Source organism: Pseudomonas sp. LG1E9 (genome assembly GCF_003290225.1).
GTDB lineage: Bacteria > Pseudomonadota > Gammaproteobacteria > Pseudomonadales > Pseudomonadaceae > Aquipseudomonas > Aquipseudomonas cyclaminis.
In genome coordinates, this window is the sequence record NZ_CP029983.1 from 2,208,450 (window position 1) to 2,226,412 (window position 17,963).

Genomic DNA, 17,963 nt, shown 5'->3' on the forward strand with positions numbered 1-17,963 from the left:
ATGAGTCTGGAAAACCTGTCCTGCCAGAAGAGCTTCGGCGGCTGGCATAAACGCTACAAGCACCATTCCGACGTGCTCGATTGCGACATGACCTTCGCCGTTTACCTGCCGCCGCAAGCGGAGCAGGGCGGCAAGCTGCCGGTGCTGTATTGGCTGTCCGGGTTGACCTGCACCGACGAGAACTTCATGCAGAAGGCTGGCGCACAGCGCATGGCCGCCGAGCTGGGGTTGATCATCGTTGCGCCGGACACCAGCCCTCGCGGTCCCGGTGTGCCGGGTGATCCGGATAACGCCTGGGACTTCGGTCTGGGGGCCGGTTTCTATCTGAATGCCACGCAGGAACCGTGGGCCAGGCATTATCGGATGCATGACTACGTGGTGCAGGAATTGCCGGCGTTGGTTGAAGCGCATTTCCCTGCTTCGGATAAACGCGGTATCAGCGGCCACTCCATGGGCGGACACGGTGCGCTGGTGTGCGCGCTGCGCAACCCGGGGCGTTACCAGTCGGTGTCGGCGTTTTCGCCGATCAACAACCCGATGGATTGCCCGTGGGGCCAGAAAGCCTTCTCCCGTTACCTGGGCGAAGAGCGCTCGAAGTGGCGTGAATGGGATGCCTGCGTATTGATCAGCGAAGCCTCGCAAAAGCTGCCCTTGCTGGTGGACCAGGGCGATCGCGACGATTTCCTCGCGGTGCAGCTCAAGCCTGAAGCCCTGCGGCAAGCAGCCAAGGCGGCCAAGCATCCGCTGGAACTGCGCCTGCAACCTGGCTATGACCATAGCTATTTCTTCATCGCCAGCTTCATCGAAGACCATTTGCGACACCATGGCCGTGCTTTGCTCGGTTAATGTGAGGCAAAAGTAGGTAGAATCACGCCCTGAATTAAATCGGGGCGTTTTTTTTATGCGTATTGGCCACGGCTACGATGTGCACCGTTTCGCTGAAGGCGATTTCATCACTCTGGGCGGCGTGCGCATTGCGCACCACCATGGGCTGCTGGCTCATTCCGACGGCGACGTGGTGTTGCATGCCTTGAGCGATGCCTTGCTCGGCGCTGCGGCGTTGGGTGATATCGGCAAGCACTTTCCGGACACCGACCCCACCTTCAAGGGCGCGGACAGCCGGGTATTGCTGCGCCATGTGGTCGGCCTGATCCACGCCAAGGGCTGGAAGGTCGGTAACGTCGACAACACCATCGTCGCCCAGGCACCGAAGATGGCGCCCCATATCGAATCGATGCGCGCACTGATTGCCGCAGACCTGCAAATTGAATTGGATCAAGTCAACGTGAAAGCCACCACCACCGAAAAGCTCGGGTTTACCGGTCGTGAAGAGGGCATTGCGGTGCACTCCGTCGCCTTGTTGCTGCGCGCATGAATGATCTGGAATTGCTGGGCCCGCGTGCCTACGGCGAGGCTTTGGGCAGCGCGGTCCTGAAGGCCACGGCTGAAGATTTCCAGGTCGACGAAGTGCTGGATATCCCGCTGACCGGCGAGGGCGAGCACTTGTGGCTGTGGGTGGAAAAACGTGGCCTCAATACTGAGGAAGCTGCGCGCCGTATCGCCAAAGCTGCCGGCGTGCCGTTGCGCACCGTCAGCTATGCCGGGCTCAAGGACCGCCAGGCGCTGACCCGCCAGTGGTTCAGCGTGCAACTGCCGGGCAAGGCCGACCCGGACATGAGCGCTGCAGAAAATGACACCCTCAAGATTCTCAAGACCGCCCGCCACAAGCGCAAGCTGCAACGCGGCGCGCACGCGGCCAACGGGTTCACCTTGCGCCTGACCCAGCTGGCCGGCGATACCGCCGCCATCGATGCGCGTTTGCAGCTGATTGCGCAGCACGGCATTCCCAATTATTTCGGCACCCAGCGTTTTGGCCACAACGGTGGCAATGTGGTCGACGCCCGTGAGTGGGCCGCGCGCAAGGCCCTGCCAGAGCAGCGCAACGTGCGTTCGCGGTTGTTGTCTACGGCGCGCAGTTTCCTGTTCAACAAGGTCCTGGCAGCACGGGTCGCCGACGGTTCCTGGCAGCGTGCGCAAGTGGGTGATCTGCTGGCGTTTACTGACAGTCGCAGTTTTTTCCCGGCGGGAGAGGCTGAGTGCAGTGACCCGCGCCTGGCGATCCTGGACCTGCACCCCACTGGCCCGCAGTGGGGCGAAGGCGATTCGCCCGCGACCGGTGCCACCCATGAACTGGAGCAGGCGATCGCCGCCAGTGAAGCCGACCTGCGCGATTGGCTGGTGAATGCCGGCATGAGCCAGGAACGTCGCATTCTGCGACTGCCCATTGGCGGGTTGACGTGGCATTATCCCGGGCCTGACATTCTGCAATTGGAATTCGTCCTGCCGGCCGGATGCTTCGCCACTGTCTTGGTGCGCGAGCTTGTTGATCTGGTGCCGGTGGGGCAGACGGACAGCCCATGCGTATTCTGATATCAAACGATGACGGTGCCACCGCACCCGGCCTTGCCGCGCTCTATGCTGCGCTGCAGGATTACGCCGAGTGCGTGGTGGTTGCCCCCGACCAGGACAAGAGTGGTGCCAGCAGTTCGCTGACGCTCGACCGTCCCCTGCACCCGCAGGTTCTGGCCAATGGCTTTATCAGCGTCAACGGTACGCCCACCGACTGCGTGCACCTGGCCATCAACAGCCTGTTGGATCAAGAGCCGGACCTTGTGGTGTCGGGCATCAACCTCGGCGCCAATCTGGGCGACGACGTGCTGTATTCCGGCACCGTGGCGGCAGCGCTCGAAGGGCGCTTCCTGGGCCGTACCTCGTTCGCTTTTTCGTTTGCCTCGCGGCAACTGGACAACCTGCCCACCGCCGCCTATTTCGCACGCAAGCTGGTGGAGGCCCACGCCTCTCTGGACCTGCCGCCGCGTACAGTGCTCAACGTCAATATTCCCAATTTGCCCCTCGACCATATCCGTGGCATCCAACTGACGCGCCTGGGCCATCGCGCCCGTGCAGCAGCGCCGTTGAAAGTGGTCGACCCGCGCGGCAAGGAAGGCTATTGGATTGCAGCCGCCGGTGATGCCGAAGACGGGGGCGAGGGCACGGACTTTCATGCGGTGATGCAAGGTTATGTGTCGATTACCCCGTTGCAATTCGACCGAACCTTCAGCGATGCCTTCAGTGGTCTCGAAGGCTGGCTGGAGGGATTGCGCTGATGGCTCGTGAACAAGACGACCTGCTGCGTCGGGGCATCGGGATGACCTCCCAGCGCACCCGTGAGCGTTTGATCCAGCGCCTGTACGAAGAAGGCTTGTCCAACGCCCAGGTGTTGGAAGTGATCCGCCGTACGCCTCGCCATCTGTTTGTCGATGAGGCCCTGGCCCATCGCGCCTATGAAGATACGGCCTTGCCCATCGGGCATAACCAGACCATCTCCCAGCCCTACATGGTGGCGCGCATGAGCGAGCTGCTGCTGGCCGCAGGGCCGCTGGACAAGGTGCTGGAGATCGGCACCGGTTCCGGGTACCAGACCGCCGTGCTGTCGCAGCTGGTGGAGCGTGTGTTCTCGGTGGAGCGCATCAAGGTGCTTCAGGATCGTGCCAAGGAACGCCTGGTGGAACTGAACCTGCGCAACGTGGTGTTTCGCTGGGGGGATGGCTGGGAAGGCTGGCCGGCGCTGGCGCCTTACAACGGCATCATCGTCACCGCCGTGGCCACCGATGTTCCGCAAGCGCTGCTCGACCAGTTGGCCCCGGGCGGGCGCCTGGTCATCCCGGTGGGCTCCGGCGAAGTGCAACAATTGATGCTTATTGTCCGTGAGGACGACGGTTTTTCCCGGCATGTATTGGGCGCAGTGCGCTTTGTTCCGTTACTCAACGGCCCACTGGCCTGATGAATTTTCGCCGTCAGTGAATTCTGCGGATGGGGATGTGTCTTACGGCGGGGTCCATCAAGTCAACATGATGGCTTCATCGATTCAACACGTTGAATGATTCGTTTCAGTCGCGTGCCGGTAAAACTTCAATGCCCAGTTATACTTGCGACATATTTCAAGCCTGATACAGGCGTTCATGTTCAGCCACCATAAAGGGAGCGGCGGGTGAGTCTCACAGGTCTTGCGCAGCGTATGGGTAAAACAAGTTTTCAGCGACTGGTGCTTGGCCTTGTCTTCGGTTCCTTGTTGGTGGGCTGTTCCAGCTCGCCAAGCAGCGGTGCACGGGTCGTTGACCGTAATAATGCCGCACCGCAAAAGCCGACGGTAACTACCGGGCAATATGTGGTGCGCAAGGGCGACACGATGTTCTCGATCGCCTTCCGTTATGGGTGGGACTACAAAGCGCTTGCAGCCCGTAACAATATTCCTGTGCCCTACACGATACATCCGGGTCAGACGATTCGCTTCGACGGTCGCACCGGTTCCGCGCCTACGGCGGTTGTGACAAACACCGGATCTTCACCGTCGTCTTCGAGCAAAACCACCATCATTACACGGCCTGCCGGCACTGCTGCGCCGACGGCTACGAACAAGCCGACAGCCGCGCCGTTGCCGCCTGCCGGACCTGCGCCGACCGGTTGGGGATGGCCCTCAAACGGAGTGTTGATTGGAAAATTCTCTTCAAACGGTAGTTTGAATAAAGGCATTGATATCGCCGGGGATTTGGGACAGCCTGTTTTAGCTGCGTCTGATGGGACAGTGGTGTACGCCGGGAGTGGTTTACGGGGCTACGGCGAGCTGGTCATCATCAAACACAGTGATACCTACGTCAGTGCTTACGGTCATAACCGCAGGCTGTTGGTTCGGGAGGGGCAGCAAGTCAAAGTCGGACAGACAATTGCCGAAATGGGTTCAACGGGTACAGACCGGGTGAAACTGCACTTTGAGATTCGCCGTCAAGGGAAGCCTGTAGATCCGCTGCAATTCTTACCCCGTCGTTGATGTGTTGCCAGCCTGTTCCCTCACGTAGAAGGAACAGGCTCCAGCGTTGCCAAGGATAAAGGCGTCGCTTGAGCTTGAGGTCGAACTCACCAAAGGACTATAACAATGGCTCTCAGTAAAGAAGCGCCGGAGTTTGACATCGACGATGAGGTTCTCCTTATGGAGACCGGTATCGCTATGGAATCGATGTCGAATGAGGGACCTGCAACACCTTCAGTTCGCACCAAATCCAAAAACTCCTCCGCGTTAAAGCAACATAAATACATTGATTACACACGGGCGCTCGACGCGACCCAGCTGTACCTCAATGAAATCGGCTTTTCCCCCCTGCTGACCCCCGAAGAGGAAGTCCATTTTGCGCGGTTGTCGCAAAAGGGTGATCCGGCTGGGCGCAAGCGCATGATTGAAAGCAACCTGCGCCTGGTGGTGAAAATCGCCCGGCGCTACGTCAATCGTGGGCTGTCCCTGTTGGACCTGATCGAGGAGGGCAACCTGGGCCTGATCCGGGCAGTGGAGAAGTTCGACCCTGAGCGGGGCTTCCGCTTTTCAACCTATGCCACCTGGTGGATTCGCCAGACCATCGAACGGGCGATCATGAATCAGACCCGCACGATCCGGTTGCCGATCCATGTGGTCAAGGAACTCAACGTCTACCTGCGGGCAGCGCGTGAGCTCACTCAAAAACTCGATCATGAACCCTCGCCCGAAGAAATCGCCAACCTGCTGGAAAAACCGGTAGGGGAGGTCAAGCGCATGCTGGGCCTTAACGAGCGCGTGTCTTCGGTCGATGTCTCGCTGGGTCCGGATTCGGATAAAACCCTGCTGGACACCCTGACGGATGATCGCCCTACAGATCCTTGCGAGCTGTTGCAGGACGTTGATCTGTCCCAAAGCATTGACCAGTGGTTGTCGGAGCTTACAGACAAGCAGCGTGAAGTGGTGATTCGCCGCTTCGGCCTGCGTGGTCATGAGAGCAGCACCCTGGAGGACGTAGGCCTGGAGATCGGCCTGACCCGTGAGCGGGTGCGGCAGATCCAGGTGGAAGGGCTCAAGCGCTTGCGTGAGATCCTGGAGAAGAATGGCTTGTCGAGTGAATCGCTGTTCCAATAAGCGGCGCAGCTTGATTATTTGAATGTGGGAGGGGGCTTGCCCCCGATAGCAGTGTCACAGTCGCCAGCTATATCGACTGATACACCGCAATCGGGGCAAGCCCCCTCCCACATTTTTTTGTTCCAGGCATAAAAAAACCCCGCTTTTAAGGGCGGGGTTTTTTCGACTAAGTCAGTACAAGTTAGATAACTTGAACTTCTTCAGCTTGCATGCCTTTCTGACCGCGGGTAGCGATGAAAGAAACCTGTTGGCCTTCTTTCAGGCTTTTGAAGCCGTCGGATTGGATAGCTTTGAAGTGAACGAACAGGTCGTCACCGGATTGTGGAGTGATGAAGCCGAAGCCTTTTTCATCGTTGAACCACTTAACGGTACCAGTTTGGCGATTAGACATGGTGTATCTCCTTGGACAAAGTTAACTGCGACTCAGGAAAAGCCCTGGCCGAGACTGAGTGCAAAGAGCAGGAAAAATTCTTGGAGATGGTTGGATCGAAATTCAACATATCGTGTAGAGATTCTCAGTGACACAAGCAGCACAGTGGCGCCACCTTAACCCTTTTTCCGGAACGTGCCAATGGTATTTCCGAAGGTTTCTCTATTTTCGTGACTGGCGGTGGTATTTACCGGTACCGCTGGCGGCAATACGGCCCCCGGCCCTGCTGGCTGCGCCTTACAGCCGGCGGGGCATTCATCAAGAAAAGCCCGACGCCCTTTGAACCCCAACGCCGGCACCGGTAAGATGCCACACAGAATTTTTCCACCTCGCTATTCAGGACACCCGCCATGAGCATCAAATCGGACAAGTGGATTCGCCGCATGGCGCAAGAGCACGGCATGATCGAACCGTTCGTCGAGCGCCAGATTCGTGGTGAAGGCGACGACCGAGTGATCTCCTATGGCGTTTCCAGCTACGGCTACGATGTGCGCTGCGCCGATGAGTTCAAGGTGTTCACCAACATCAACTCGGCGATCGTCGATCCGAAGAACTTCGACGAAAAGAGCTTCGTCGACGTCAAGAGCGACGTTTGCATCATTCCGCCAAACTCTTTCGCCCTGGCGCGCACCGTGGAATTCTTCCGTATTCCCCGCGACGTGCTGACCATCTGCCTGGGTAAAAGCACCTACGCGCGCTGCGGCATTATCGTTAACGTGACGCCGCTTGAGCCTGAGTGGGAAGGTCACGTCACCCTGGAGTTCTCCAACACCACCACCCTGCCGGCCAAGATCTACGCCAATGAAGGCGTAGCGCAGATGCTGTTCTTGCAGTCCGACGAGGCCTGTGAAGTGTCCTACAAAGACCGCGCAGGCAAGTACCAAGGCCAGCGCGGCGTCACCTTGCCACGCGCTTGATCGAAAGGTCCTACGCGTAAAGGGAATTAGTCCGCAGAAAGTGACTCTATTGGGTGTACTGCCTCGGCGCGTGCAAAACGCGCCGGGCCACGCTTGAGGAGTGCCTTATGAAGATCGACCCGCGAATCAGCGCAGAACTTGCCCGGCTTGAACCCAACCAGATTGGCGTTCTGGCCTGGTCCCTGATGGCCGATCCCGCTTATGCGGGCGGCATCCCCGGCCAACCCGAGCCGGATTACCCACAGCCTACCGAACCCGGTGAGCCGACCCTTCCCGATGAGCCGCCACCCGCACCGGTTGCCTGATACCTGCAAGCCCAGTCGGTGTTTCAGCCAACTGGCCAGACCTGGTGATCGCCAATCACAAAAATTTGGTGATCATCGCCCTGATCTACTGCGTATCCGCCCGTAAATGCGCCAAACGCTGGCAACAGGCTGACGTGCCTGCCCAGCAGGAAGCACGGCAGGCGCAGGCTCTGCCGACCCTTGCCGCGCAAGCGATACACCGGGTGCACATGCCCCGCCAGCACCAGGTGGCTGGCATGGGGATCCGGTTCGTGTTGCAGGGCGAAAGGTCCCATCAGCAGCGGCTCAGGCACCACCTCGATCCTCAAGTCAGCAGGTGGATCGCCCGCGCGTTTATCGTGATTGCCGCGGATCAACGTCATCGCCAGGTCGCAATGCCGTGCTCGCCAGGCCCGCAGTGCGCTCAGTGTGCCGCTGGCGTGTGAGCCGGGACCGTGCAGGAAGTCGCCCAGAAAGATCACCTGCGCGCACGGCAGGGCGCTTAACAAGTGATCCAGACGCTGCAGATTGTCGGTAGTAGTGCCCTGCGGCACTGGCTGCCCCAGGCTGCGATAGGCAGATGCCTTGCCAAAGTGCGCATCGGCAATCAACAAACACTGGCGCGCAGGCCAGTACACGGCTTTCTCCGCCAGCAACCACAGTTCTTCGCCGCCAAGCGTCACCGAGCAGTGCGTCATCGTTTCTCCGCTACTTTTTCCAAATCCTTGACCATCCGTGCAATGCGCTCCGAGAGCTTTTCCGAACTCATGCTTTCGCGCATCCGCTCCACCAGCAGCGGGAAGGCGAGGGGCGTAGGACGTTCGATCATATGCATGTCCAGTTTCAGCGCCGACAAGCGAAGCAAGGTCTCTTCCAGGCGGCGAATATCCAACTCGTCACGCAGGACTTCTTCCCCGGCCTGGGCCAGCAACAGGTTCTGCGGGTCATACTGCTTGAACACTTCAAAGAACAATCCGCTGGACGCCTGCACCTGGCGCGTACTTTTCGGCGCGCCGGGGTAGCCGGCAAACACCAGCCCGGCGATACGGGCGATTTCACGAAAGCGCCGCAAGGCCAGTTCCCCGGCATTCAGGCTGGCGGCGACGTCGCTCAGCAAATTGGCCGGGCTCAGCAGCGCTTCGCTCAGCCATACAGACCAATCCACCGGCGTGGCGCTCAGTAACTCCAGGCCATAGTCATTGACGGCAATGGAGAAAGTCACTGCCTGTCCTTGGCTGACCCGCCAGGCGAGCAGGCTCGCCAACCCCAGATGCACCTGGCGCCCGGCAAACGGGTACAGAAACAGGTGCCAACCTTCCCGCGACTTCAGCACTTCGGCCAACAGATGTTCCCGCGTCGGCAGGCCGGACCAGCGCAACTGCGTCTGTAGCAATGGTTGCACCGCCTGCATTTCCGGGCCTTCGAAGCGACCCTGCGCCGCCGCGTCAAAGCGTTCCACCACGGCCTGGGCCAGCTCATTGGAAAGGGGCATGCGCCCGCCATTCCAGCGCGGTACGGCGGCCTTTTTGGCGGTGCTGCGCCGCACGTAGGCGGTCATGTTTTCTACCCGCACCAGTTCCAGCAGGCGCCCGGCAAACAGAAACCCATCCCCAGGCTTGAGCCGTGCGATAAAACCTTCCTCGACGCTGCCCAGATTCTTGCCGCCGCCGCCCTTGCTCCAGAATTTCAACTGGATACTCGCGTCGCTGACAATGGTGCCCACACTCATGCGATGGCGTCGCGCCAAGCGGGCGTCGGGCACGCGCCAGATGCCCTGCTCGTCGGGCTCCACCCGGCGGTAATCCGGATAAGCGGTGAGCGACAGCCCGCCATGGCGTACAAACCCCAGCGCCCAGGCCCAATCCGCGTCCGTAAGCTCGCGATACGCCCAGGCGCCGCGCACTTCCGCCAGCAATGCATCCGGCGTGAAGCCACCGCCCAGGGCCATGCTCACCACGTGTTGTACGAGTACATCCAGCGGTTTGCAGGGTGATTCGCGGGCCTCGATGCGCCGCCCTGCAATTGCATCCTGGGCCGCCGCCGCCTCGACCAGTTCAAGGCTATGGGTCGGCACCAGCGTCACCCTCGATGGCCGCCCCGGCGCATGGCCGGAGCGCCCGGCACGTTGCATCAGACGGGCGATGCCCTTGGCTGAGCCGATCTGCAACACCCGCTCCACCGGCAAAAAATCCACCCCCAGGTCCAGGCTGGAGGTGCAGACCACCGCCTTGAGCTGCCCGTCTTTCAGGGCGCGTTCTACCCAATCGCGGGTTTCCCGAGACAACGAACCGTGGTGCAGGGCAATGACCCCGGCCCACTCCGGCCGCGCTTCCAGTAAGGCCTGGTACCAGATTTCCGACTGCGCCCGCGTATTGGTAAACACCAGGCAGCTGCTGCTGGCCTCGACCTCGGCGGCCACCTGCGGCAACATCTTCAAACCGATATGCCCGGCCCACGGGAAACGCTCGGTAACCAGTGGCAACAAGGTGTCGACTTTCAGCTGTTTGGCCGTTTGCCCTTGCACATTGATTCCGCCGCCTTGTGGGACCAATACCTCCAGCGCGTGGGGCTGATTACCCAAGGTCGCCGAAATGCCCCACACCATCAGGTCAGGGCGCCAGCGCCGCAGCCGCGCCAACGCCAATTGCAACTGTACGCCGCGCTTGTTGCCGATCAGCTCATGCCATTCATCCACCACCACCATGCGCAGGTGCGCGAGGCTCGCCTCACTGTCGGCGCGGGCGAGCATCAAGGTCAGGCTTTCCGGGGTGGTGATCAGTACGGTGGGTTGGCGCCGGGTTTGCCGGGCGCGCTCGCTGCTGCTGGTATCGCCCGTGCGCAGGCCGACGCTCCACGGAATCTGCAAGGTCGCCAGCGGCGCTTCGAGGGCGCGAGCCGTGTCGGCGGCCAGCGCACGCATCGGCGTGATCCACAGCACCGTCAGCGGCTCGGCAGGCGGTTTGCGTTTGCCCGTAGCAGGCGGTCGGGTGGTGGCGAAGCGATTGAGGGCGGCAAACCACAGTGCGTAGGTTTTACCCGCGCCAGTGCTGGCGTGCAGCAGCCCTGACCGGCCTTGCTTGACCGCTTGCCAAACCGCTTTCTGGAAGTCGAACGGCTTCCAGCCCTTGGCGGCGAACCATGTCTTGGCGAAGTCGTGGGGTTTTGCCATGCGGCGGCTGACGCTCTGGAAGGTCTATTCCCACAGACCCTCCAGGCACCGCAAAGGTTTACTTCAAATTGCCACTCAGGAATTGCTGCAAACGCTCGCTCTTCGGATTGCCCAACACATCCTCAGGCGCGCCTTGCTCTTCGACCAGGCCCTTGTGCAGGAACAGCACCTGGCTCGACACCTTGCGCGCAAAGCTCATCTCATGGGTGACCATGATCATGGTGCGGCCTTCCTCGGCCAGGCCCTGGATCACCTTCAACACTTCGCCCACCAGCTCCGGGTCGAGCGCCGAGGTGGGTTCGTCAAACAGCATCACCTCCGGTTCCATGGCCAGCGCGCGGGCGATGGCCACCCGTTGCTGCTGGCCACCGGAGAGAAACGCCGGGTACTGGTCGGCCACTCGCGCTGGCAGGCCGACCTTGTCCAGATAGCGACGGGCACGGTCCTCGGCGTCCTTTTTACTGCAACCCAGCACCCGGCGTGGCGCCATGGTGATGTTTTCCAGCACGCTCATGTGGCTCCACAGGTTGAAGTGCTGGAACACCATCGCCAGCCGCGTGCGCAGGCGCTGCAATTCGGCGTCGTCGGCCACGCGCATGCCGTGGCGGTCGCTGACCATGCGGATCGGCTTGCCGTCGAGGGTCATGGCGCCGTCGTTGGGGGTTTCCAGGAAGTTGATGCAGCGCAAAAAGGTGCTTTTGCCCGAGCCGCTGGCGCCGATCAGGCTGATCACGTCACCGGTCCTGGCCTTCAGCGAGACACCTTTGAGCACCTCATTGTCGCCATAGCTTTTATGCAGGCCTTCAACGGTCAATTTGTACATGGGGCGTGCATCCTCAAGGCGAAAGTAGGTAGCCGCTGCGGTAGGCCTCTGAGCCGGCGACATGGGCGATGACCATCCCGGCAGTGGCCATGCGGCGCAGCGAACGGGCGTAAAGCAGGCCTGCGTGATGGCAGTGCACAGGCGTTACGCGGTCGGTAATGGGGTCGATGATTTCAGCAATCAGTTGCCCGGCTTCCAGGTACTCGCCGGGCAGGGCGCTGAACACCAGCAGGCCGCCCACGGGTGTTGCAACGGGCTCGACGCCGGCCAGTGGGGTGGCCGGGTAGGGCAGGTCGGGCAAGGGCGCCGCTTCGCCGCTGATGGCGCCGAAGTGAATCAGGTAGTCGATGATCGCCTGGCAATCGAGGCCCGCCAGGCCGTGGTTGACGTCGCCCTGGCCGCGCAGTTCGACCGTCACCGAAAAACTGCCCATGAGGATCGGGAAGCGTTCGGCAAACCGTTGCTGCAACTGCCACCAGACCAGGGTGAAACATTCATCGAACGACTGCCCGCCAGAGTCGGTGGCCAGTAAATTGGCTTCCGAGCCTAGATAACGCGCCAACGGCTCCACCTGCGGCCAGGCCTCAGGCGTGGTGTACAGGTGCGCCACGGCTTCGAAGTCGCAATGCAGGTCCAGCACCATGTCGGCGTCGCACGCCAGGCGTTGCAGCACCAGCCGTTGAGACTGCAATTGGGTGGCGGCGGTTTGCCCGGCGAGGGCGCTGCTCAATGCGGCGCGAATCAGTTCGACATTGCGTTGCGGATCATCCCCCAGCAGCGCCTCGACCCGGTTGCCCACCTCGTCACTGAGGTCGACAAACAGGCGATTGAAGTTCTGCCCGCTTTCCAGCTCGTAGCGGCCCAGGGGGATATCCATCAACACCTGTTCCAGGCCCACCGGGTTGGCGATGGGCACCACTACGATCTCGCTCAACAGCCGTCCGGCCGCCGCCAATTCGGCGAGGCGCACCTTCAGGTGCCAGGCGACCAACATGCCGGGCAGCTCATCGGCATGCAGCGACGCCTGGATGTAGACCTTGCCTGCGGCCTGCTGCGGGCCGAAGTGGAAACTGTGGATCTGCCGCGCCGTGCCTGGCACCGGCGCAATCAGTTCATGTCGCTGATGACGCATGAAGGCTCCTTAATGGCTTGGCCCGAGAAAGGCCAGCCAGCGACGTTCCGCCAGCCGAAACAGGCCGACCAGGGCAAAGGTCACGGCGAGGTAGATCAGCGCGGCAATGCCGAACGATTGAAAGGTCATGAAGGTCGCCGAGTTGGCATCCCGCGCGACTTTGAGAATGTCCGGGATCGTCGCGGTAAACGCCACGGTGGTCGAGTGCAGCATCAGGATCACTTCGTTGCTGTAGTACGGCAACGAGCGGCGCAGTGCGGACGGCATGATCACATAGGCGTAGAGCTTCCAGCCGCTGAGGCCGTAGGCCTTGGCCGCCTCGACTTCACCGTGGGCCATGCTGCGGATCGAGCCGGCGAAAATCTCCGTGGTGTAGGCGCAGGTGTTGAGGGCGAAGGCGAGGATGGTGCAGTTCATTGCATCGCGGAAAAACGCATCCAGCACCGGTTGGGCGCGTACGGCGGCGATGCTGTAGATGCCGGTGTAACAGATCAGCAACTGAATATAGAGCGGTGTACCGCGAAACAGGTAGGTGTAGAACTGCACCGGCCAGCGCACCCAGCGCTTGCGCGATACGCGGGCGATGGAGAGTGGGATCGACACCAGAAACCCGATCACCAAGGCGGCGCTGAGCAACCACATCGTCATGGCCAGGCCGGTGATGTGCTGGCCGTCGCTGTAGAGGAACGGGCGCCAGTATTCCTGCAAGAGTTCGATCATCGCACTGCCTCCCGGGAGCCTGCGGAGTAGCGACGTTCAAGACGGCGCAGGACAAAGTTGGAGACGCTGGTGATCACCAGGTAGATCAGCGCGGCCAGCACCAGGAAATAGAACAGCTGGTAAGTGCTTTTGCCCGCGTCCTGGGCCGCTTTGACCAAGTCCGCCAAGCCGATGATCGACACCAGCGCGGTGGCCTTGAGCATGACCATCCAGTTATTGCCGATGCCGGGCAGGGCAAAACGCATCATTTGCGGGAAGGTCACGTAGCGAAACCGCTGGCCGCGCTTGAGCCCATAGGCGGTGGCAGCTTCCAACTGGCCACGGGGCACGGCGAGAATCGCGCCGCGAAAGGTCTCGGTGAAGTAGGCACCGTAGATAAAGCCCAGGGTGATCACCCCGGCGCTGAATGGGTCGATCTCGATGTACTCCCATTCCATAAAGTCGGTCAGGCCGGTAAGCCAGGTTTGCAGGCTGTAGAAAATCAGCAGCATCAGCACCAGGTCAGGCACGCCACGGATCAGGGTGGTGTAGAGCTGGGCGGGAATGCGCAGGAAGGGCAGGCTGGAGAGTTTGGCGCTGGCGCCGAGCAGGCCGAGCAACACGCTGACGGCCAGGGACAGCACCGACAACTTGAGGGTCATCCAGGTGCCCTGCAGCAACAGCGGGCCGAAACCCTTCAAGCTGAACGCGCTCAGCCCGAGGGTTTGCAACAGATCTTCGAACATAAATCAGGACCTATGGCGATAAAAAAGCGCCCCTCCAGTGGAGGGGCGCCCCGGGCATTACTTGCCGCTGTACAGGTTCAGATCGCCAAAGTGTTTCTTCTGGATAGTGGCGTAGGTGCCATCATCGTGTAACGCTTTGATACCTTTATCCAAAAGTGCCTTGAGCTCAGTGTTACCTTTTTTGATACCGATCGCGGTTTTCGACGGCAGCAATGGGTCGTCAATGGCCGCGCTGACTTCGTAGCCGGCACCGGCTGGCGACTTCAGGAAGCCCAGTTCGGCTTGCAGCATGTCCTGCACGGACGCATCGAGACGGCCGGACGTCAGGTCAGCATAAACCTGGTCCTGGTTGGCGTAGGCCTTGGTGGTCACACCGGCCTTGTCCAGCACAGCCTTGGCGTAGGCTTCCTGGATGGTGCCTTGCTCGTAGCCCACGGACTTGCCCTTGAGCGACTCAGGGGTAGAGAACCCAGCGCCTTTCTTGAACACCAGCGAGGTCGGGCCGGAGAACAGTTCGTTGGAGAAGTCGATGGCCTTTTCACGCACCGGGGTCACGGTCATGGACGAGATCACGCCGTCGAACTTGTTGGCTTTCAGGCCTGGGATCATGCCGTCGAAGTCACTTTCGACCCATTTGCACTTGACCTTCAGCTCCGCACAGATGGCATTGCCCAGGTCGATATCGAAGCCCACCAGGCTGCCGTCGGCAGCTTTGGATTCGAATGGCGCGTAGGACGGATCGACACCAAAACGCAATTCCTTGTATTCCTTGGCCAGCGCGGTACCGGCGGCCATGCACAGAGCCAGTGCAGAAAGGGTCAGCAATGCTTTTTTCATTATGTAATCCCTGGAAACCAAGATAAGCGCTTGTGGCGCGTTTAGGACTGTTACTGAACGGTGTCAGACGGATCACAAGTAGCAATTTCTGCACCATAGTTCCGAATGAGCGTTTTAAAAGGTGGGATAAGGGAAATCTGAGTGTAGGAGATGCCCGAAAGTGGGCGCGGGAAAATGAGCGCACCATTTCAGGTCACACGGAAATTCAACGCGGGGATTTATGTCAGGCCAGGAGGTCCTGCAGGGTGGCAAGGTTGTCGGCCTCGTCGACTGTCTTGTCCTGCCGCCAACGCAACATCCTGGGAAAGCGCACGGCAATCCCGCTCTTGTGGCGCTTGGACAGTGCAATCCCTTCAAACCCCAGCTCGAACACCATGCTCGGCGTCACGCTGCTGACCGGGCCGAATTTTTCCACCGTGGTCTTGCGCACAATCGCGTCGACCTTGCGCATTTCCTCGTCGGTCAGCCCGGAATAGGCCTTGGCAAACGGCACGAGCGTGCGCTCGCTGCCGGGCGGGCCGTCCCACACGGCAAAGGTGTAGTCGCTGTATAAGCTGGCGCGTCGGCCATGCCCGCGCTGGGCGTAGATCAACACGGCGTCGACGCTGAACGGGTCGACTTTCCACTTCCACCACAGGCCCATATCCTTGGTGCGGCCCACGCCGTACAGGCCCTGGCGATTCTTGAGCATCATGCCTTCGACGCCGAGGCTGCGGGAGGCTTCGCGTTGTTGGGCAAGGTCTTGCCAGGTTGCACCCGTCAGCAGCGGTGAGGGCTGCAACACCGGTTGGTTGCACTGGGCAATCACCTGCTCCAGTTGTGCGCGGCGTTTGGCCTGGGTGTGGTTGCGCCAGTCGTCGCCCTGATGTTCCAGCAGGTCGTAGGCCAGGACTGCCACCGGCGCATCCTCCAGCACTTTTTTGCTCAGGGTCTTGCGGCCGATACGTTGTTGGAGCAGGGCGAAGGGTTGCACCGAGTCTTTCCACACGACGATTTCGCCGTCGATCACCGTGCCATCGGGCAGGCCACTCGCCAGGCTGTGGAGTTCGGGAAACCGTTCAGTCACCAATTCTTCGCCTCGGGACCAGATCCACAGGCGCCCGTCACGCTTGACCAACTGCGCACGAATGCCGTCCCACTTCCACTCCACCTGCCAGTCTGCTGGAGAGCCGAGCAGGGCATCGAATTGCTCCACTGGCTGCGACAACCCGTGAGCGAGAAAAAACGGATACGGCTGTCCGCCTCGTTGTGCATGTTCGTCGGACGATTCGGCGGCGATCAGCTTGAGGTAGCCCTCAGGTGTAGGGCGATTGGACAGATCGGTGTAGCCCACCAGCCGCTGGGCCACGCGTTTACTGTCCAGTCCGGCCATGGCCGCGAGGGCGCGGGTGACCAGCAGCTTGGACACGCCAACGCGGAAGCTGCCGGTAATCAATTTGATGCACACCATCAGGCTTGGTTGATCCAGTTGTGTCCATAACGCTGGCAGGCGTTCAGCCAAGTCCAGGGGCGAGAGCCCGCGCAGGGGCAGGAGTTTGTCTTCCAGCCACACGGCCAGGCCGTCTTCTGAGGTGTAGGTCGATTCCGGTAACAGCAGGGAAATCGTCTCGGCCAAGTCACCCACCGACTGGTAGCTCTCTTCGAACAGCCACGGCTCGATGCCGGACGCTTCGGTGGCCATGTCTCGCAGCAGGCGCGTCGGCACCAGTTGCCGAGGGCGTCCGCCGGACAGGAAATACACCGCCCATGCCGCATCCTCGGGCGGTGCTTGCAGGAAGTAGGCTTGCAGGGCCGCGAGCTTGGCGTTGCTGGAGGTGGTGGCGTCGAGGTTGGCGTACAGCTCGGCGAAGGCCCTCATGCGCTGGCCTCTTCTTCGTCATCACCGTATTCGGTGGTGAAGCCCTGGGCGTCCAGGCCTTTTTCCCGCAGGTGGCGCACCAATACGCCGACAGAACCGTGGGTCACCATCACCCGTTCTGCGCCGGTCTGTTCGATGGCCCACAACAGGCCCGGCCAATCGGCGTGGTCCGACAGTACAAAACCTCGGTCCACTCCGCGCCGCCGCCGTGTGCCGCGCAGGCGCATCCAGCCGCTGGCGAACGCGTCGCTGTAGTCGCCGAAGCGCTTGATCCAACTGCTGCCGCCGGCGGAGGGCGGGGCGATGATCAAGGCTTGGCGCAGCAGTGGGTCGGTCTTGGTGAAGTCCCCGGCGTAGAGCGTGTCGGGGATATAGATGCCGGCCTCGCGGTACACCCGGTTCAGCGGTTCGACCGCGCCGTGGCTGAGGATCGGGCCGATGCTGGCGTCGATGCCATGCAGGATGCGCTGGGCTTTGCCGAAGGAATAGCAGTACAGCACGCTGGCTTTGCCAGCGGCGATATTGGCCTGCCACCAATCGTTGATCCCGGCAAAAATCTGCGCCTGGGGCTGCCAGCGGTAGATCGGCAGGCCAAAGGTGGATTCGGTGATAAAGGTGTGGCAACGCACCGGCTCGAAGGGCGCACAGGTGCCATCGGGCTCGACTTTGTAATCACCGGACGCCACCCAGACTTCACCCTGGTATTCGAGGCGCACCTGGGCCGAACCGAGCACATGCCCGGCGGGATGGAAACTCAAGGTCACACCGTGGTGCAGCAGTTGCTCGCCATAGGCCAGGGTTTGCAGGTTGATGTCCTGGCCCAGACGCGAGCGCAGGATACCTTCGCCGGGTGCGGCGGCCAGATAATGCTGATTGCCGGTGCGTGCATGGTCGCCGTGGGCGTGGGTGATGACGGCGCGTTCCACCGGGCGCCAGGGGTCGATGTAGAAATCGCCAAAGGGGCAGTAGAGACCTTCGGGGCGGGCGATGACAAGATCCATGGACGCGTGCCGGGGGCGATGGGCTTATCAGGTAGGAGGAGAATGAGCCTGGAGAAGTTCTATCTAAAT

General features: G+C 60.9%; 19 protein-coding genes. 9 read left to right on the forward strand and 10 right to left on the reverse strand.

Features of this window, described 5'->3' with window-relative positions:
* The 7 genes from fghA (at window position 1) to rpoS (ending at window position 5,998) form a co-directional block, all read left to right on the forward strand.
* Window positions 1-846 (forward strand): S-formylglutathione hydrolase, encoded by an 846-nt coding sequence (fghA, locus tag DNK50_RS10380; protein ID WP_099583343.1) that lies wholly within the window; start codon window positions 1-3, stop codon window positions 844-846.
* A gap of 55 nt (window positions 847-901) precedes the next feature.
* Window positions 902-1,375 (forward strand): 2-C-methyl-D-erythritol 2,4-cyclodiphosphate synthase, encoded by a 474-nt coding sequence (gene ispF, locus DNK50_RS10385; RefSeq protein WP_012722614.1) that lies wholly within the window; start codon window positions 902-904, stop codon window positions 1,373-1,375.
* Window positions 1,372-2,430, forward strand: a complete 1,059-nt coding sequence (gene truD, locus DNK50_RS10390; protein ID WP_099583342.1) for a tRNA pseudouridine(13) synthase TruD — start codon at window positions 1,372-1,374, stop codon at window positions 2,428-2,430. The genes ispF and truD overlap by 4 nt, the downstream gene beginning before the upstream one ends.
* Complete coding sequence (surE, locus tag DNK50_RS10395) at window positions 2,418-3,167, forward strand: 5'/3'-nucleotidase SurE (protein ID WP_099583341.1); 750 nt, start codon at window positions 2,418-2,420, stop codon at window positions 3,165-3,167. Before truD ends, surE begins: the two co-directional genes overlap by 13 nt.
* A 41-nt stretch (window positions 3,168-3,208) precedes the next feature.
* Window positions 3,209-3,844, forward strand: a complete 636-nt coding sequence (locus DNK50_RS10400; protein ID WP_169899534.1) for a protein-L-isoaspartate(D-aspartate) O-methyltransferase — start codon at window positions 3,209-3,211, stop codon at window positions 3,842-3,844.
* Between the two features lie 207 nt (window positions 3,845-4,051).
* The gene (locus DNK50_RS10405; protein WP_112193876.1) at window positions 4,052-4,888 is read left to right on the forward strand and encodes a peptidoglycan DD-metalloendopeptidase family protein; all 837 of its coding nucleotides are present in this window, start codon (window positions 4,052-4,054) and stop codon (window positions 4,886-4,888) included.
* Window positions 4,889-4,993: 105 nt separating this feature from the next.
* Window positions 4,994-5,998 (forward strand): RNA polymerase sigma factor RpoS, encoded by a 1,005-nt coding sequence (rpoS, locus tag DNK50_RS10410; protein WP_099583339.1) that lies wholly within the window; start codon window positions 4,994-4,996, stop codon window positions 5,996-5,998.
* 181 nt (window positions 5,999-6,179) lie between these two features.
* Here the strand turns inward: rpoS and DNK50_RS10415 are convergent, their stop codons facing one another.
* Window positions 6,180-6,389 (reverse strand): cold-shock protein, encoded by a 210-nt coding sequence (locus DNK50_RS10415; protein WP_002554837.1) that lies wholly within the window; start codon window positions 6,387-6,389, stop codon window positions 6,180-6,182.
* Between the two features lie 389 nt (window positions 6,390-6,778).
* Here DNK50_RS10415 and dcd point away from each other — a divergent pair, with 389 nt between their 5' ends.
* Together dcd and DNK50_RS10425 are read left to right on the forward strand one after the other, a co-directional pair.
* The gene (dcd, locus tag DNK50_RS10420) at window positions 6,779-7,345 is read left to right on the forward strand and encodes a dCTP deaminase (RefSeq protein ID WP_003172320.1); all 567 of its coding nucleotides are present in this window, start codon (window positions 6,779-6,781) and stop codon (window positions 7,343-7,345) included.
* A gap of 107 nt (window positions 7,346-7,452) precedes the next feature.
* Window positions 7,453-7,650, forward strand: a complete 198-nt coding sequence (locus DNK50_RS10425; RefSeq protein ID WP_010212420.1) for a hypothetical protein — start codon at window positions 7,453-7,455, stop codon at window positions 7,648-7,650.
* 23 nt (window positions 7,651-7,673) lie between these two features.
* Here DNK50_RS10425 and pdeM read toward each other — a convergent pair whose 3' ends face one another.
* The 9 genes from pdeM to DNK50_RS10470 form a co-directional block, all read right to left on the reverse strand.
* Window positions 7,674-8,327, reverse strand: coding sequence for a ligase-associated DNA damage response endonuclease PdeM (gene pdeM / locus DNK50_RS10430; RefSeq protein ID WP_112193877.1), 654 nt, complete (start codon window positions 8,325-8,327; stop codon window positions 7,674-7,676).
* Window positions 8,324-10,798 (reverse strand): ligase-associated DNA damage response DEXH box helicase, encoded by a 2,475-nt coding sequence (locus tag DNK50_RS10435; RefSeq protein WP_112193878.1) that lies wholly within the window; start codon window positions 10,796-10,798, stop codon window positions 8,324-8,326. The genes pdeM and DNK50_RS10435 overlap by 4 nt, the downstream gene beginning before the upstream one ends.
* Before the next feature lie 58 nt (window positions 10,799-10,856).
* Complete coding sequence (locus DNK50_RS10440; protein ID WP_099583336.1) at window positions 10,857-11,621, reverse strand: ABC transporter ATP-binding protein; 765 nt, start codon at window positions 11,619-11,621, stop codon at window positions 10,857-10,859.
* A gap of 13 nt (window positions 11,622-11,634) precedes the next feature.
* Entirely contained in the window at window positions 11,635-12,753 is a 1,119-nt protein-coding gene (locus DNK50_RS10445; RefSeq protein WP_099583335.1) for a succinylglutamate desuccinylase/aspartoacylase family protein, read from the reverse strand.
* Window positions 12,754-12,762: 9 nt separating this feature from the next.
* The gene (locus DNK50_RS10450; RefSeq protein ID WP_099583334.1) at window positions 12,763-13,473 is read right to left on the reverse strand and encodes an ABC transporter permease; all 711 of its coding nucleotides are present in this window, start codon (window positions 13,471-13,473) and stop codon (window positions 12,763-12,765) included.
* Window positions 13,470-14,198, reverse strand: a complete 729-nt coding sequence (locus DNK50_RS10455) for an ABC transporter permease (RefSeq protein ID WP_032891617.1) — start codon at window positions 14,196-14,198, stop codon at window positions 13,470-13,472. Before DNK50_RS10455 ends, DNK50_RS10450 begins: the two co-directional genes overlap by 4 nt.
* 57 nt (window positions 14,199-14,255) lie before the next feature.
* On the reverse strand, window positions 14,256-15,035 hold the full coding sequence (locus DNK50_RS10460; protein ID WP_032891615.1) for a transporter substrate-binding domain-containing protein: 780 nt from the start codon (window positions 15,033-15,035) through the stop codon (window positions 14,256-14,258).
* 223 nt (window positions 15,036-15,258) lie between these two features.
* Window positions 15,259-16,893 carry an ATP-dependent DNA ligase gene (locus tag DNK50_RS10465; RefSeq protein WP_112193879.1) on the reverse strand — a complete coding sequence of 545 codons (1,635 nt, stop codon included), beginning with the start codon at window positions 16,891-16,893 and terminating at the stop codon, window positions 15,259-15,261.
* Window positions 16,890-17,894, reverse strand: coding sequence for a ligase-associated DNA damage response exonuclease (locus tag DNK50_RS10470; protein WP_099583332.1), 1,005 nt, complete (start codon window positions 17,892-17,894; stop codon window positions 16,890-16,892). The genes DNK50_RS10465 and DNK50_RS10470 overlap by 4 nt, the downstream gene beginning before the upstream one ends.
* Window positions 17,895-17,963 lie beyond the last annotated feature (69 nt).

What these genes read in the sequence shown, in the direction of transcription:
- rpoS (WP_099583339.1), top strand. Translation starts at nt 4,994, where the DNA reads ATGGCTCTCAGTAAAGAAGCGCCGGAGTTTGACATCGACGATGAGGTT.
- ispF (WP_012722614.1), top strand. Translation starts at nt 902, where the DNA reads ATGCGTATTGGCCACGGCTACGATGTGCACCGTTTCGCTGAAGGCGAT.
- fghA (WP_099583343.1), top strand. Translation starts at nt 1, where the DNA reads ATGAGTCTGGAAAACCTGTCCTGCCAGAAGAGCTTCGGCGGCTGGCAT.
- DNK50_RS10445 (WP_099583335.1), bottom strand. Translation starts at nt 12,753, where the DNA reads ATGCGTCATCAGCGACATGAACTGATTGCGCCGGTGCCAGGCACGGCG.
- DNK50_RS10435 (WP_112193878.1), bottom strand. Translation starts at nt 10,798, where the DNA reads ATGGCAAAACCCCACGACTTCGCCAAGACATGGTTCGCCGCCAAGGGC.
- surE (WP_099583341.1), top strand. Translation starts at nt 2,418, where the DNA reads ATGCGTATTCTGATATCAAACGATGACGGTGCCACCGCACCCGGCCTT.
- DNK50_RS10460 (WP_032891615.1), bottom strand. Translation starts at nt 15,035, where the DNA reads ATGAAAAAAGCATTGCTGACCCTTTCTGCACTGGCTCTGTGCATGGCC.
- dcd (WP_003172320.1), top strand. Translation starts at nt 6,779, where the DNA reads ATGAGCATCAAATCGGACAAGTGGATTCGCCGCATGGCGCAAGAGCAC.
- truD (WP_099583342.1), top strand. Translation starts at nt 1,372, where the DNA reads ATGAATGATCTGGAATTGCTGGGCCCGCGTGCCTACGGCGAGGCTTTG.
- DNK50_RS10470 (WP_099583332.1), bottom strand. Translation starts at nt 17,894, where the DNA reads ATGGATCTTGTCATCGCCCGCCCCGAAGGTCTCTACTGCCCCTTTGGC.
- DNK50_RS10465 (WP_112193879.1), bottom strand. Translation starts at nt 16,893, where the DNA reads ATGAGGGCCTTCGCCGAGCTGTACGCCAACCTCGACGCCACCACCTCC.
- DNK50_RS10450 (WP_099583334.1), bottom strand. Translation starts at nt 13,473, where the DNA reads ATGATCGAACTCTTGCAGGAATACTGGCGCCCGTTCCTCTACAGCGAC.
- DNK50_RS10415 (WP_002554837.1), bottom strand. Translation starts at nt 6,389, where the DNA reads ATGTCTAATCGCCAAACTGGTACCGTTAAGTGGTTCAACGATGAAAAA.
- DNK50_RS10440 (WP_099583336.1), bottom strand. Translation starts at nt 11,621, where the DNA reads ATGTACAAATTGACCGTTGAAGGCCTGCATAAAAGCTATGGCGACAAT.
- DNK50_RS10455 (WP_032891617.1), bottom strand. Translation starts at nt 14,198, where the DNA reads ATGTTCGAAGATCTGTTGCAAACCCTCGGGCTGAGCGCGTTCAGCTTG.
- pdeM (WP_112193877.1), bottom strand. Translation starts at nt 8,327, where the DNA reads ATGACGCACTGCTCGGTGACGCTTGGCGGCGAAGAACTGTGGTTGCTG.
- DNK50_RS10425 (WP_010212420.1), top strand. Translation starts at nt 7,453, where the DNA reads ATGAAGATCGACCCGCGAATCAGCGCAGAACTTGCCCGGCTTGAACCC.
- DNK50_RS10400 (WP_169899534.1), top strand. Translation starts at nt 3,209, where the DNA reads ATGACCTCCCAGCGCACCCGTGAGCGTTTGATCCAGCGCCTGTACGAA.